The organism is Brasilonema sp. UFV-L1 (assembly GCF_012912105.1).
In the GTDB taxonomy this organism is placed as follows: domain Bacteria; phylum Cyanobacteriota; class Cyanobacteriia; order Cyanobacteriales; family Nostocaceae; genus Brasilonema.
This window is the reverse complement of the sequence record NZ_QMEA01000018.1, coordinates 23,845-38,997: the sequence shown is the minus strand read 5'-3', so window position 1 is coordinate 38,997 and position 15,153 is coordinate 23,845. Positions and strand designations below refer to the sequence as shown.

At 41.9% G+C, this 15,153-nt stretch carries 14 protein-coding genes and 1 tRNA gene; 10 read left to right on the top strand and 5 right to left on the bottom strand.

Translation table 11 applies throughout. The annotated features are described in order from the left end of the window. Positions 1-513: 513 nt before the first annotated feature. Positions 514-1,476, top strand: a complete 963-nt coding sequence (locus DP117_RS08220) for a hydrogenase small subunit (RefSeq protein ID WP_169217829.1) — start codon at positions 514-516, stop codon at positions 1,474-1,476. Positions 1,477-1,578: 102 nt separating this feature from the next. On the opposite strand, the gene DP117_RS08215 is transcribed toward DP117_RS08220, so the two are convergent. Next, the gene (locus DP117_RS08215) at positions 1,579-1,920 is read right to left on the bottom strand and encodes a hypothetical protein (protein ID WP_169217828.1); all 342 of its coding nucleotides are present in this window, start codon (positions 1,918-1,920) and stop codon (positions 1,579-1,581) included. A 379-nt stretch (positions 1,921-2,299) separates the two neighbouring features. On the opposite strand from DP117_RS08215, the gene DP117_RS08210 reads away from it, so the two are divergent. Continuing rightward, positions 2,300-2,384 (top strand) — tRNA-Ser (locus tag DP117_RS08210). 85 nt (positions 2,385-2,469) lie between these two features. Continuing rightward, positions 2,470-2,991 (top strand): Ycf51 family protein, encoded by a 522-nt coding sequence (locus DP117_RS08205; protein ID WP_169217827.1) that lies wholly within the window; start codon positions 2,470-2,472, stop codon positions 2,989-2,991. Between the two features lie 220 nt (positions 2,992-3,211). Here DP117_RS08205 and DP117_RS08200 read toward each other — a convergent pair whose 3' ends face one another. After that, positions 3,212-3,694 (bottom strand): peptidoglycan-binding protein, encoded by a 483-nt coding sequence (locus DP117_RS08200; RefSeq protein WP_169217826.1) that lies wholly within the window; start codon positions 3,692-3,694, stop codon positions 3,212-3,214. Between the two features lie 321 nt (positions 3,695-4,015). Between DP117_RS08200 and DP117_RS08195 the strand changes: the two genes are divergently transcribed. The 4 genes from DP117_RS08195 to DP117_RS08180 all read left to right on the top strand — a co-directional run bounded on the left by DP117_RS08195 (position 4,016) and on the right by DP117_RS08180 (position 9,831). Further along, positions 4,016-5,191 carry an iron-containing alcohol dehydrogenase family protein gene (locus DP117_RS08195; RefSeq protein WP_169217825.1) on the top strand — a complete coding sequence of 392 codons (1,176 nt, stop codon included), beginning with the start codon at positions 4,016-4,018 and terminating at the stop codon, positions 5,189-5,191. Positions 5,192-5,325: 134 nt separating this feature from the next. Further along, complete coding sequence (locus DP117_RS08190; protein ID WP_169217824.1) at positions 5,326-6,510, top strand: aspartate aminotransferase; 1,185 nt, start codon at positions 5,326-5,328, stop codon at positions 6,508-6,510. Between the two features lie 390 nt (positions 6,511-6,900). Next, a complete protein-coding gene (locus DP117_RS08185; protein ID WP_169217823.1) occupies positions 6,901-8,775 on the top strand; it encodes a TonB family protein in 1,875 nt (624 codons plus the stop codon). Positions 8,776-9,453: 678 nt separating this feature from the next. Then, positions 9,454-9,831, top strand: coding sequence for a hypothetical protein (locus DP117_RS08180; protein WP_169217822.1), 378 nt, complete (start codon positions 9,454-9,456; stop codon positions 9,829-9,831). Between the two features lie 120 nt (positions 9,832-9,951). Here the strand turns inward: DP117_RS08180 and DP117_RS08175 are convergent, their stop codons facing one another. Further along, positions 9,952-10,146 (bottom strand): hypothetical protein, encoded by a 195-nt coding sequence (locus tag DP117_RS08175; protein WP_169217821.1) that lies wholly within the window; start codon positions 10,144-10,146, stop codon positions 9,952-9,954. Positions 10,147-10,466: 320 nt separating this feature from the next. Here DP117_RS08175 and DP117_RS08170 point away from each other — a divergent pair, with 320 nt between their 5' ends. The 3 genes from DP117_RS08170 (at position 10,467) to DP117_RS08160 (ending at position 12,438) form a co-directional block, all read left to right on the top strand. Continuing rightward, positions 10,467-11,024: an SRPBCC family protein gene (locus DP117_RS08170; RefSeq protein WP_169217820.1), complete on the top strand. Its 558-nt coding sequence runs from the start codon at positions 10,467-10,469 to the stop codon at positions 11,022-11,024. Positions 11,025-11,029: 5 nt separating this feature from the next. Then, on the top strand, positions 11,030-11,605 hold the full coding sequence (locus DP117_RS08165) for a DUF924 family protein (RefSeq protein WP_169217819.1): 576 nt from the start codon (positions 11,030-11,032) through the stop codon (positions 11,603-11,605). Between the two features lie 434 nt (positions 11,606-12,039). Then, a complete protein-coding gene (locus DP117_RS08160; protein ID WP_169217818.1) occupies positions 12,040-12,438 on the top strand; it encodes a CVNH domain-containing protein in 399 nt (132 codons plus the stop codon). Positions 12,439-12,499: 61 nt separating this feature from the next. Here DP117_RS08160 and DP117_RS08155 read toward each other — a convergent pair whose 3' ends face one another. Then, positions 12,500-12,772, bottom strand: a complete 273-nt coding sequence (locus DP117_RS08155; protein WP_169217817.1) for a hypothetical protein — start codon at positions 12,770-12,772, stop codon at positions 12,500-12,502. Positions 12,773-13,027: 255 nt separating this feature from the next. Further along, entirely contained in the window at positions 13,028-14,752 is a 1,725-nt protein-coding gene (locus tag DP117_RS08150; RefSeq protein WP_169217816.1) for an FHA domain-containing serine/threonine-protein kinase, read from the bottom strand. Between the last annotated feature and the right edge of the window lie 401 nt (positions 14,753-15,153).

The following is a 15,153-nucleotide window of genomic DNA, read 5'->3' as shown; positions in this document are numbered from 1 at the left end:
GATGATACTTTGTCATTTATTCAAATAATTGAATAAATGACTTACTGATACAGTTTAAAAACTCTACTCTTAGTAAAGAGAAAATACGAGTTGACTCATGTTAAGTGCTGCTCAGAATATTTTCATCTTGTCAACGTTACTTTTTTGTCATTCTTGTCCATGTCAGTTTCATAACATTTTCCTGACTGAGAGAGCTTGATTTTAGTGTCATATTTTCATCAAGATAGATGATTTCGTAGAGATGAATATCCAAAAATAGATCATAATTAAAGGAAATATGAATAAACAGGAATAGGTAAAACCTCTACACGGTTTTGCCAGGTTTTACCCTTCCTAAGTGACTTGTAAATACAGGGCGATTTCATTTCAACAGAATTAGGGGTTAGAGTTTGTACTTAGAATATGTACAAAGCCTATTTTGTTGGAAAGCATTCTTACCAAACTGTATCTGTTTATACTTTCCCAAACTCATCATCAGAGTTACGCATTACTGACAATAAAAAGACATAGCAGATGACTAACGTACTATGGTTACAAGGTGGTGCTTGTTCAGGTAACACCATATCTTTTCTGAATGCCGAAGAACCTACCGTCTGTGATTTAATTGCTGATTTTGGAATTAAAATTCTTTGGCATCCATCTTTAGGGTTAGAACTAGGTGAAAACTTACAAGCACTTTTGTGGGATTGTATTTCAGGCAAAATTCCTTTAGATATCTTAGTATTTGAAGGTACAGTAGTTAACGCCCCCAATGGGACTGGTCACTGGAATCGGTTTGCTGAACGTCCCATGAAAGATTGGTTACTTGACCTTTCAAAAGTTGCCAACTTTGTTGTCGCAGTGGGAGATTGTGCGACATGGGGAGGAATCCCCGCCACTGCACCTAATCCAAGTGAGTCAGAGGGATTGCAATTTCTCAAACGGCAAAAAGGTGGTTTTTTAGGAACAGAGTACGTATCAAAAGCAGGGCTTCCAGTTATCAATATTCCTGGATGTCCTGCACATCCTGATTGGATTAGTCAAATATTAGTGGCGATCGCCACAGGACGTCTTACTGATATAACTCTTGATGAATTCCATCGCCCACAAACATTTTTCAAAAGTTTTACACAAACAGGCTGTACCCGTAACATCCACTTTGCCTACAAAGCATCCGTTGCTGAATTTGGTCAGCGCAAAGGATGTTTATTCTACGACTTAGGTTGTCGCGGTCCAATGACCCATTCTTCCTGCAACCGTATCTTGTGGAATCGCGTTTCCTCAAAAACCCGTGCTGGAATGCCTTGCATAGGCTGTACTGAACCTGAATTCCCCTTCTATGACCTCGCACCTGGAACAGTCTTTAAAACGCAAACCCTCATGGGAGTTCCCAAAGATATACCACCAGGAATGAACAGACAAGATTATGCCTTTCTTACCGTTGTCGCAAAGAACATGGTACCCACTTGGGCTGAAGAAGACATGTTTACTGTTTAGTCATAAGATCATGTGCGGTAAATTACCCCTAATTCTTGCAATACCCCTCCCCAACCCTCCCCTTGGTAAGGGGAGGGTGCCCGTAGAGCGGGTGGGGTATTTTTATGGTTCAATAGGAAATCGGCGAACTTTTAAAATTTCCTCTTCAATTAAGATAATATGCAGGATAAAACCCTCAATTTCTGAATTGGGAAATTGCACGAGAATTTTATCTTTGACGCTAGATTCCCAAGTCCCCAAAATTTCTTGATCTCCATCAGTGGCTGCAGGAACAGTCAGAATGAATTCTCCATTCTCTTTGAAGTTTAATTTTTCCCGAAACCTAGCAGGAGGAAATTGAAATTCTGCAGTTCTATAAACTCTGACATCTTCTTCATCTTCTTCGTAAGAAGAAATCCAAGATTGAAAGATTTGTGGTGGTAAGTAGGTTGTTGTCTCAGACATATTTTTCTTTCCCTGTTTGGTACTGCTGTTGAGTTTAGAAATGACTTCATTTGCCAGAAGTTAAGCAACAAATAGCTTTCCTTGCTGTATTTTTCATAGATGTTACCAAAATCAACTTATGCAGTTTAAAGGTCTTTTGCATCTTTTGTGAATCAGAACAACTACATTCAAGAGCCTTCCCATAGCTTCTAATGTCAAACTATCAACCCACCCAAATCCTTGACTTTTCTCCAAGACTCCATCAAAAACTTTTTGGGGTTGGTGTATGTTCCCCAACAATAAAAAAGTTTTTAAATACAATATATCAAATGTCGTGCTATAATAATTAGGGCTATCGAATGATATCCAATTCGATACTATACAGCTAAAAAATAAATAGGGAGAGGTGGCAGAGTGGTTGAATGCGGCGCACTCGAAATGCGTTTTAGGGCAACCTAACGGGGGTTCGAATCCCCCCTTCTCCGTTTAACCGAAATAAAGATGAACATAACTCATTAAAATAGGTGTAGCAAAAACGAGTTCAAAAAACACGCCTAGTACCTAACCTCTATGCTTACACCTGCTGACTTTCTCAAATATACCCAGTGGTCGGGTATTGCGACGTTAGTATTTGCTGTCTTGACGATTTTGGGTTTTGTTTTTAAATGGGGCATTCGCTTTCGACTTGTTGGTTCGGCTGGCTTTATGCTAGTGGTAACCGGTGGTCTATTTGCTTTATCATTAGCCCCTTTGTCTCGCACTGTCATTCCAGGTGCAGTACGGTATAGTCTGGTTTATGACAACGGAGCAACTCAAGCAGTCATCACCATTCCAGTCGAAATTACTCCATCAGAATTAGAAGCTACCCTGCGTCAAGCAGCTAGTAATTTGTATTCCTATGGTCGCTTGGGTGCAATGACGCAAAATCAGTTGAATATTAGAGCACGCACTATTATACACCCAGAACCAGGAGTTTCTGTACCACTTTACCTAGGTCAGGTGAAGCGATCGCTCTCCAGTCGTGAAGATTCTCAAATGAGTGTCGAGATTTACCAAGACAAATTTGCTCAATTACCACAAACGACCTCTTAAAAATCAGAACTCAAAACTCAGTAGTCGTAACTATAACAAACGGCAAAAAAATACAATCCTCCTTCGCGACTCAAACATTCAAAATTCACGCATCATTAATTCAACACTAAAAATAAGAATTTTTTTTTGAATTTCTCCGGATTGCGAATGCGTGAATTCCCCAAAGGGGTATGAGGATGCTTAAGCTGAGTTCTGAGTCCTGAAACTGAGTTATTTTTTGCTACACCTTACTTAAAGCGTACCAAGTGTCCTCATCCACCACACCTGTCACTGGAAGTTCACAGCGCCGTTGAAAACTAGTGACAGCTGCCTCTGTCAAGTCTCCAAAATCACCATCGACCCATCCTATGTAATCATGAGCTGATTTTAAAGCCCGTTGTACTGTCTTGACATGTTGACCACTACAGCCTTTACTGAGTTCTGGCATATCTACTGGCGCACCGACATAAAGCGCACGCCAAGTCAGTTCTGCTACAATCCCATCTTCTTGCAAAAAGACTCGGCGCTGAAAATCTTTCACTCCTTGTTCAGTCTGTTCTGCAAAGTCACCATTGACTGGTCCTGTGTAAACACCCCAATATGATAAGAGGTTTTGCAGTTCTTCGACTGCTCTACCTTGGGAACCTTCCCGTAGGACTGGCTTGCTTATTTGTATTTGTACGATCTCTTCTGTTGTATCTCTGGTATCACTGGTAGATGTCATATCCCCTCCAACGGAGATGAAAGTTTTTTACACTAGTTGATAAAACTACTGATATTGCCTGAAGCATAGAGATATTATGACAGGTTCAAAAAATATTCTCATATTGAAAAAGTCGTGATTTTTTGTGTTCAACAATACAAATATTTGGGAATTTTTGTTAAGATGGAAACCTTGGCAAAAATACTGACTCAGGTCAAAACAATCAAAACTTACTAAAACGGCAGAATGATAAACTAATTAGCCATCACCCATTCGCGCTTTTGAAGAAGGTTCTCCAACACATTATCTAAAAGTGGTAGTGTTAGTTTATTAATAAGTTGTATGTTTAATCAATCGACTGAAACTTTGTCTACTCAAACCTCTAGTCCGTTACTGACTCTTTCGGTGGCTCCAGCAAAGGTTCTCCGTGGGTTGGAGATATTGGCACAGGCAACTGATGCGATCGCCTCGTTGGGAAGTCGTCCTCTGCTGATCACAGGTGAACACACTCAATCTGTCACTCAAGAAAGTCTGCAACCACTTCTCAAGCATCAACGGTTACAGATTGCCCAAGCCTTCTACACTCCTGATTGTAGTGAAGCGAGTTTGAAAGCTTTACACAAAGCCACGAAAGAGCATAAAGCTGATGTCATTATTGGTATTGGTGGCGGTAAAGCACTGGATACGGCTAAACTCGTTGCTCATCAATTGCAGTTACCAGTCGTCACAATTCCTACCTCAGCAGCAACATGTGCAGCTTGGACTGCCCTGTCGAATGTGTATTCTGATGAAGGAGCATTTCTTTATGATGTTCCATTGGCAAAATGTCCTGATTTACTCATACTCGATTATGAGTTAATGAAAACAGCACCACAACGAACACTTGTGGCAGGAATTGGAGATGCGATCGCCAAGTGGTACGAAGCTTCAGTCAGCAGCGGACACTCGGAACAAACCCTAATTATAGCAGCAGTCCAACAGGCACGAGTTTTGCGGGATATCCTTTTCCAAAAATCTGTTGCTGCTCTTAAAGAACCCGGAAGCGTTGTTTGGCAACAAGTCGTAGATGCAACAGTTCTTTTAGCAGGAGTCATTGGGGGATTAGGAGGCGCACAGTGTCGTACCGTAGCAGCTCATGCCGTGCATAATGGTTTAACTCACATTTGTAAAGGTGGTAGTATTCACGGCGAAAAAGTCGCCTATGGTATTCTAGTGCAACTGCGTTTAGAAGAAATCGTACAAGGCAATCAGCTAGCAGCAGCAGCACGGCAACAATTATTAAAATTTTATGCAGAGATCGGATTACCCCAAAAATTGAGTGATTTGGATTTGGGCGACATAACCTTAAACGAATTACAAAAAGCTGCGGAAATTGCCTTAGCTCCTCATTCTGACATTCACCGACTTCCATTTCAAGTTGCACTCGAACAGTTAATGGCAGCTATGGTTTCCACGACTGCGCCAGTAGAAGGACGCAATCATATAAGTTTGACACCTGTTGTGAATGAGGGTGAATGATTGTTAAATCGTATCAAATGCACAAGACAACAACAGAAATGATGAGTTGTGAGTAGATGACGATTGATGACTCTTCATTTGGTGGTTTTTTATAGTTTGTAATAGTTTGTCATTTATAATTCATAATTCCTTCAATGATATCAGATTGGATGGCTCCAGCGGAACGCGTACAGAAATTACCGCCCTACGTATTTGCCCGTCTAGATGAACTCAAAGCTAAAGCACGAGAGCAAGGGCTGGATTTGATTGATTTGGGCATGGGAAACCCAGATGGTGCAACACCGCAACCAGTGATAGAAGCGGCGATCAAAGCTTTACAAAATCCAGCAAATCATGGCTATCCTCCTTTTGAAGGCACAGCTAGTTTCCGCCGTGCGATTACCAACTGGTATCATCGTCGTTACGGAGTCGATTTAGATCCAGATAGTGAAGCATTACCTCTGCTTGGTTCTAAAGAAGGATTGGCACATCTTGCGATCGCCTACATTAATCCAGGTGACTTAATTTTAGTACCAACTCCAGCCTACCCCGCCCATTTTCGTGGTCCAGTGATCGCTGGAGGCAAAGTTCACAGCTTAATTCTCAAAGCTGAGAATGACTGGCTGATTGATTTAGCTGCCATTCCTGATAGTGTTGCCCAAAGCGCAAAGATTCTTTATTTTAATTATCCCAGTAATCCGACAGCAGCGACTGCACCCCGCGAATTTTTTGAAGAAATTGTTGCCTTTGCTCGTAAATATGAGATCATGCTCGTACATGACTTGTGTTATGCCGAGTTAGCTTTTGATGGCTATCAGCCAACCAGTTTATTAGAAATTCCTGGTGCCAAAGACATTGGCGTTGAGTTTCATACTCTTTCCAAAACTTATAATATGGCAGGTTGGCGCGTCGGTTTTGTCGTTGGTAACCGCCATATCATTCAAGGTTTACGGACACTGAAAACGAATTTGGATTATGGGATTTTTGCCGCATTGCAAACCGCAGCAGAAACCGCATTGCAACTGAGCGATGATTATTTACACGAGGTACAAGAACGTTACCGTACTCGCCGCGATTTTCTCATTCAAGGCTTAGCAGAACTAGGTTGGAATTTGAGTAAAACGAAAGCAACAATGTATTTGTGGGTTCCTTGTCCTGTTGGTGTGAGTTCCACAGATTTTGCTCTCAAGGTGTTACAGCAAACTGGAGTCGTAGTTACCCCAGGTAATGCTTTTGGAGTTGCAGGTGAAGGGTATGTACGAATTAGCTTGATTGCTGATTGCGATCGCTTGGGCGAAGCTTTGCACCGTTTTAAGCAAGCTAATATCCGTTTCCTTTGACACTCCCCGCTATAAGCAAAAACGATTCTTTGAACGTATCGACTGTGTTGGCGAATTGGCAGACAGTTTGCCCTCTCATGTCTCGTTCCCAGGCTTCAGCCTGGGAACGAAAGTCTTGCGAATCAAATCCGAAATCTAAGCAATAATGCTTATTGACAAAAATGTCGTTATCTCGAATATTCCAATGAAATCGAATGAACTGAAATTGATGGTATGATTCCACAAGGAATGGCAGCTGATTTGCGCTATCCTATCAATTGATATAGATGGTAAATCTTTCAAGTCAAAGATTGCCACAAAGCAAGCTCAAGTAGTGCTGATGTTTGCCAGTCACGACACCAACATTGTTGAATAAACTTGTTGAGGCTGCTGTTAAGAAAGCACAATAATATGGCTAAGTCTTATGTATCAGACAGTAACAGAAGTGATGGCTCAGACCGTCACACCTTAGAAGCCGATACTCATAAAGGGAGCCGCGCAAGAAGCGATCGCCCAGGAAATCTGGTCTTTTATCTTGTGACTTCCATCCTGCTGCACTCTGTTCTATTTCTTGGAAGTGATTATTGGCTTCGGGCTTTTGCACCTAAACAAGAGCTTTCCGAACCAATACCAATTGAGTACGTTGAAGTTCCTCCAAATAAGACAAACACGCCCCCGAAAACTTCACGACGGGCGGCTATTGATTCTGTCGCAGGTGGCAAAGCAAAACCTGAAAGATCTATTTCTAATGCTAAGCCAGCATTAACAACTGTACCCAAAACCTCTAATACTTCTACACCTTCTGAAGTATCTCAGCCAGAACAGACGCAGCAAGCAATAATATCATCAAATCCACCTCCTCAAAACCTACAACCCAAACCCCAAAAAATTGCGATAGTTCCTGTTACCAAACCACTTGCAGAAGCTTCGCCAACAGCCAGTAAACCAAAACTCCAACCACCAGTACCAGAAGCTTCGCCAACAGCCACCAAACCACTCACACTCAAACTGCGACAACCAACGGTGACACCTGAGGCGATACCACCAGAACCACAAGCTTCGCCAACAGCCACTAAACCCACCACTAAACCACTCGCATTCAAACTGCGACAACCAACGGTGACACCTGAGGCGACACCACCAGAACCACAAGTTTCGCCAACAGCCACTAAACCCACCACTAAACCACTCGCATTCAAACTGCGACAACCAACGGTGACACCTGAGGCGACACCACCAGAACCACAAGTTTCGCCAACAGCCACTAAACCCACCACTAAACCACTCGCATTCAAACTGCGACAACCAACGGTGACACCTGAGGCTACAGCATCAGTACCACAAGCGTCACCAACAGCCAGTAAACCCACCACTAAACCACTCGCATTCAAACTGCGACAACCAACGGTGACACCTGAGGCTACAGCATCAGTACCACAAGCGTCACCAACAGCCAGTAAACCCACCACTAAACCACTCGCATTCAAACTGCGACAACCAACGGTGACACCTGAGGCTACAGCATCAGAAGCCGAACCCTCCCCAACAATCAGTAAACCTACACCCAAACTACCAAAACAGCAACCTTCACCAACAGCAGTTGTACCCACCAAACCACTCGCACTCAAACCTCAGCAAACGGTTGTTACCTCTGCTACTACACCGCCAGTACCTTTGACTCGTCGGGAAAATAGGGAGCGGCTTGCTGCAAAATCTTCTTCAGAACAGTTAGAGAATCGGATGAACTCATCAGTATCCGAACAGACGCGGAGTGCAGTACAATCACCTGCTCAAAAGCAGCCAACTACATCGCGAAAGCTGTCTGGAGTTCAACCATCTTCAAAAGTAGGTAGAGCGAGCAGTTTAGGCGGTCCGATTCGTGTATCTAATCGTGATTTAGGAAGCAATAATCTGGCAGCTTTACCTAATTCTAACCGTCTTAATCCAGCAACACAAGGCATTGATGCGCGTCAAGATGCAGATATTGGCGCTTATGTGCAGCAACTACAGGAGCTAGTGAAGCTGCAATGGATACCCGGACTAACTCAATCTTCCCAGCGGACAGTGCTTGTGTTCACTGTCAGCCGAGCAGGTTTGGTAAGTAATCTCCGAGTTGCACAAAGTTCTGGATTTAGCACGACTGATGAGGCAGCACTGAGTGCTGTGAAACGAGCAGCACCATTTGCTCCTTTTCCCACAGCATATACAGAAAACTATATCAATATTCAATTTACATTTAATATCAACGTCTATGGGCAACTAGAACTAGGGAGTGATGATCGTTAGTAAACGATCGATTACTAATACCGATTCTCTATAAACTTGCACTAAATAATTAAATCTCTCTTCTTGCTCTTTTCTTGGCGTTCTAGCCTACGGCACGCCGCTGCGCGTCTAAGGCGTTCTTGGCGGTACCCTGCGGGAAGCCCTATGCCCTGCGGGCACGCTAGCCCCTCTTAGGGGCGCTGCGCAAACGCTAACGGATTCGCAGTCGCCTCTGCCCTTGAAACCAACGCCAGATACCTCTGTCGGGAGACACTCCTGGGCGTACTGGCTCCTCCTGCAGCGCTGTCTCACCGCTGCCTTGTCTACGTTTTAAAAATAAAGTGCATCTATGGCACTTTACGGGCAAGCTATCATGGAGAATTGGTATAACGCCTTCGGCGTATAGTGGGGCTTTGTCTCAGAAAGTACCGCCTGTCGGAAAAAACGCGTGTTGTCCTTCCAACAAGCAAGCGATCCCCAAAACTTTGGGTTGTTTACGCAAACCCCCAAAGCTGAAATATTCAGTGCTGCGTTAATGTCGGGCGTCATGCTCAAAACCACAATGTCCACACTTAAATATTGGGTGGGAGACAATAATAAAGGTAGCCTTTGAATCCCTACCTAATTAGATTCTGTGTTCTGTGTTCTGTGTTCTTCTTAAATATCATGAAACGCTTACTGACAGCCTTCTTCGTAATAATGAGCACTAGCACTGTAGCTCATCCTGCCTTCGCCAACCAAGAAAATATTTCTTCTCCCATAACTAACCACCGTCGGGCGGCTGCTCTTGTTACTCAACCAGCTACAATTCATAACGGAATAGTTAATAGCACAGACCAAACCAACAATCTCAGAAAAATTTCTGAATCAATAGTGGTGGTACGTGAGTCAAAATGCAAAAATCTTAACCCACTTGAGGTGATAAAATCTCCTGGGAATACCCTCCAACAATGTTTAGAGGAAACAAAGAACCAAGCCTCTCAAATCAACCAGACTTCTCAACCTACAGAGGCATTTGAGTATTTCAAAGTTCCAAAACTTGATTCTGGTATTAACGTCACAGTCACCAAGTTCTAAAATATCCTCAAAAAGAGCAGTAGGGGAGTGAGGCAGTGAAGGACAATTCCTTAGCTCTCTCCCCTTTGTCCACTCCGTCGGGCTTAATGCTCGATAGTCACAACACGATGGATTCTTCTTTTAGTAACGCCACCAAGTCTTTTGCACGTGACTGAGAACAGCCATAGCGATCGCCCCAAAAACCAACAGCCAAATCACTCCTCCTGGAAGAAAAACGAGAATACCAAAACCTCGCAGCACCCAAACAGCGATCGCCATACCGAGAAAAACCCCAAAAGCCTGGTTTAATATCCGATTTAATTTAGAGGAACTCATCTGATTTCCCAAAAAACTCAACAATCACTGCATTTTATCTGTAGTCACCATCGTATTCACTACATGTGGGAATGGTAAAGAAAGATTATCCCGGAAGATTGCTATTATAAGCTGCTAGAGAACATAATACTTTAATTTTAGTGATAAACATGACAGATAGTTGAGTAAAGTTTTGGTAATGATGACAAATTGATCACAATTTCCGGAAACTTCTCATATCATACTGGAACTAGTAATTAATGAGTTGAACTCAATATCAAGCAAGTATTCACCAGTTTCAACTTTTTTAGGTGATATGTTGAGGAGTGACTGAAAAAATTATGTCTGCGTCTTTTATCTCAGACTCGTTTCCTACAGATTCAAATATGCCTTGGACTCAAGATAAACAAAGATTACTGATGCAGGGCGAAGTTCTGGTACAAACGCGATCGCACACAGCTTGGGGTGGTGCTGTTACCGCCTGGATGTATTTACCCCTAGTGCGATCATATGTCTGGCAACAGATCACAGATTACCCACGTTGGGTACAATATTTCCCAGATATCACCAAAAGTGAAGCAGTACAACGCGGTGATGTCAAACGTCTGTATCAAGCGGCACAAAAATCTTTTTTCTTTCTAACTGCCCAAGTAGAAATTTACCTTGATGTTATTGAAGAGCTTGGGCAGCACATACAATTTAGGCTGCAAAAAGGAAGTTTTCATGATTTTACAGCCAACTTAGAGTTCAAAGACTATGGTAAAGGAACTTTACTGAGCTATGCTGTGCAAGCAACCCCGACTATTCCAATACCATCAATTTTCATTCAACAAGCAATGAACTTTGAATTGCCTGCAAATATGTGTAAAATGCGACAAGTTCTTTGTAATGCTCAGTAAAACTCATGTCACAGGTGGCAGAAATATTAGACTTTTGGTTTGGTAGTCCTAATGAACCAGACTACGGTAAACCAAAGTCTTTCTGGTTCATTAAAAAACCAGAATTTGACGAAGAGCTGCGAATTCGGTTTCTGACAGATTACCAAAAAGCAGCAGCAGGATATCTAGACGACTGGATGGATTCTCCTGAAAGTTGTCTAGCATTGATTTTACTATTGGACCAGTTTCCCAGAAATATGTTTCGTGACACTCCCGAAGCTTTTGCGACTGACTGGGAAGCACTCTCAGCGGCTCAGCACGCTGTTGCACGAGGATATGACCAAAAGTTGCTACCCGTACAACGCTGGTTTGTTTACTTGCCTTTTGAACATAGCGAAAACTTGGAGCATCAGCATCAAGCAGTACAACTGTTTGAGCAACTGAACAACGATCCTGACAGTGCAAGTTCCATTGATTATGCGATGCGCCATATGCAAGTGATACAGCATTTTGGGCGCTTTCCTCATCGCAATGAAATTTTGGGAAGAGTCTCAACTCCAGAAGAAACGGAGTTTTTGAAGAACAAAGGCTCATCATTTTAAGTTGCTAGGAACAGCTGGCTAAAAACTCCGCGCGCTTACACGCCGGAGACTCAAGGAAAGCGCTTTAAAGCCAACAGACTGGTGTGATACTACACTCCGTTGAGCTGAGCACGACAAATAAGGTTGTGAATTTATAAAAAGTTTTACTTAGACGGCGTACGACGATTCATCCCGTCCTCAGAAGGAACGGGCTTTCTCGCCGTCTTTGTGTAACCCAATCTATAATTCTAAGCGGTCAATACTGAGCGCTGATGATAGGATAGCTTTTCTGTATACAAAAAAAAAATTGGATAAAGTCTCTATATTAGACTGACACAAAAGTGAAATTCTGTATTAGATTGATCTTGACGCATCTAAAAGCTGGATAAAACCAAACAAAAAAATTCAGCAGATAGAGGCTAATTTTGTAAATGTAATTCCCAGGTTATCCCAACATGAAGAAAGGATTGTTTCTATTAAAGGCTGCTGTAGCCTTCTTGTTCGCTCTTGTTGTGTCGTTTAATTTAGTAACCGACAACGCTTGGGCACTCGGCAAATTTAGCCGCACCTGCGAAAACATATCAATCAGTGGTTCAAAGCTATCAGCTTCTTGCGAAAAAGCGAATGGCGGATTTAATCAAACCTCGATCAACTTAAATCCATATATTGAAAATGTGGATGGAAAGCTAACCTGGCAGCCAAGTAATTTCATTGAAACTTGCAGGGGTACAGGACTGTCTGGTAGTAACGTACTCAAAGCTGAGTGTAAAACAAGAAACCAAAACTTTGTTTCTACAAGCATTAATCTCGATGATCATATCGCCAACATTGATGGCAAACTGCAGTTTGAGTAACTGTAGTAGTCACTATCAGTGATTTGTAAGTGATATGAGACGTTGACTTCTCCCCGGTGTGTCAGCCGAGGGAGAGGTCAATAGAATAACGCTGGTATTTTGATAAATTTGAGGAACTCTCAGAAATGCTAGGCTCTTGACCAAACCATACTTCATCTAGGTCGCTTTCCGTAAATATATAGCCAAGATGAGCAGCAAAATTAACTATCTTGGTTTTATCCCAATCCCAAATACCAAATACGCCTCTAACACAGCACTTGTTATGGTACTGCTCATAAATGAGTTGATCCGACATCAAAACCTCGTAAAAAGCATTTACCTGGTCTAGTGACATAGATTCCCCTCTGCAAATAATATAAAGTTACATTGACTAACAAAATAATTCCAGTTTAAAAACTCTTTTCAACAGTTGTTAGTCGTCATAAGGATAAATCTAGAAGACGTTTATTACATTTTATAGTTTCTTCACATCTGTGTAGTCACATCTATCAAATGGTTATTTAAAGTATGAACTGAAGGCAAAAAGATGAAAAATGAAGTATAAAATTTTTCATTGCTTTGAATATTTCTGTGTTTTATCCTTTATCTTTCATCTTTGATTGGTCACTTTTGATGCAGTACAAGGGTATACTTCATCTCTAAAAAGCCAGCCTTGAGTTCCATCAGGCAGTTTAACTTCTACAAAGTCACCGCGCACCTGAACAAATAAGACTTTTTCGCCTAAATTCAACTGTTTGAGCGCGCCAACTTCTGTTTGAGGTTCAGGACGTAATCCAGCCAAAAATCTACCACCAGGTGGAGAAACAATACGACATAGTTGTGGCTGCTGTGAGATGAAATTTTGTTGTGCCTGACTCCCACCTATGTTATTAGGATTTAAAAAGGTAAAGCCACCAACAGCACTGATACAAGCTGCCACACTCATCCCAAGTAATCTTGGCACTTTGATTGATGAAGGTGAGAGTACTTCACCAGGAGTCAACAAAACTTCTGGTGAAGTTTCCTCAGTCTTTCTAACTTTTGGTATCCGTATCGTTTGAGCAACAGGTTGTTGCAGTGCGATTGGAACAATAGAGTACTCTATAGGTACGTATCCATTAGGATACTCTTTGCAAACAATAGCCCTCACCTTAAAATTTTGTTGCCCCAAACGTATATTGCTACCAACAGAAAGAGGCATTTCACCAGCTAAAAGTAATTGTCTATCAACAATCGGAGGATTCATCTGGCGCAGATTCCGCAAGTAAAATCTTTGCTTTTCCTGATGAAAGAAAATTTCAATATGTAAAGCAGAGACTGTTGCATCACAGACAAGAATGTCGCATACTTGGGGATCACGACCGATGCGGACTCCTCGACTGGGGTTTTTACTTTGTTGCTTTTCGAGAACTTTGCGATTTTTGACTTGTCCGTTTTCCTCCCACTCTAAACAGAGTTCATGAAGGATATTTGTCGTAGGAGAAGCTTCCTCTATCAGTGATTTGTCTGGGTTTGCCGCTAATTCTTGAAGTGCTAACAATACCTCAGTCGCCGTCTGGTAACGGTCTTTAAAATGATAGCGCGTCATTTTAGTCAAGACAGCAGCTAACCCAGAACTAACAGTTGCTAGATGTTGCCACAGTGTTTCTCCTGTATGCGGATCATCTTCAAGTTCTTGCGGATGTACCCCTGTCAATCCCTGAATACCCATCATCCCCAAAGCATAAATATCACTACTAGGACGTGGTAAACGTCTAATTTGCTCAGAGGGCATATATCCGCGAGTTCCCGTGATGAGAGTGATGTTGTTCGCCCCCATCCCAACTGCCGTTTGACTTCGCAGTTGCTTAATAGCTCCAAAGTCTATCAAAACTAATTTATTATCTGAAGCACGTCTGATAATGTTCTCTGGTTTGATATCACGATGAATGACCTCTCGCTCATGAACAAATTCTAAAATACTCAGTAGCGAAATCAGCATTTCCAGAATATGGCGTTCCGTCCATCTTTTTCCTGGAGAAAGTTCCATACTCAGGGGATGTCCACTGATAAATTCTTGTACCAAGTAAAATTCCTGGTCTTCTTCAAAATAAGCTAAAAGCCTCGGTATTTGGTCGTGGTTGCCCAACTGTTGCAAAGTTTCAGCTTCTTTTTGAAAAAGCCTTCTGATAGTATCTAAAATGTCAGGGTCGGTACTAGAAGTTTTGAGATGTTTGAGGACGCATTTAGGGTTTCCAGGGAGGTGAACGTCCTCAGCAATATAAGTTTGCCCGAAGCCCCCCTCACCCAAGACTTTAAGGACTTTGTAACGTCCTGCTAGTAACTGACCAATCATGTTGTCACGGTAATTTTAAAAAATAACTGCAATACTTCCCCATTTATCTACCCAAAGAAAAGATGAAGTCAAAAAGATATGGAATCAGATATGGGATAAAGTTTTTATACTTTACCCTTCACTCTTTTACCTCTAGTTCATACTTCATACTCTTCTATCCCTTTAGGAAAATCGTCTGCGAACAAAAAGTTTCCTAAAGGACATCTAAACATTGTCTTTTTCTGTTCATACTTCACACTTTACCTAACATTTTTTGCTAATAAATGAGATAGTTCAAGGGTGGTTAATTCTATTATATTTCTCACATAACCTTGAATGAAAAGCTTTATCCTGTTCATTAGGTAGAGATAAATAAAATGGTCCGGGTACATCAATGAATAACAAATCTAATAAGGTAATGT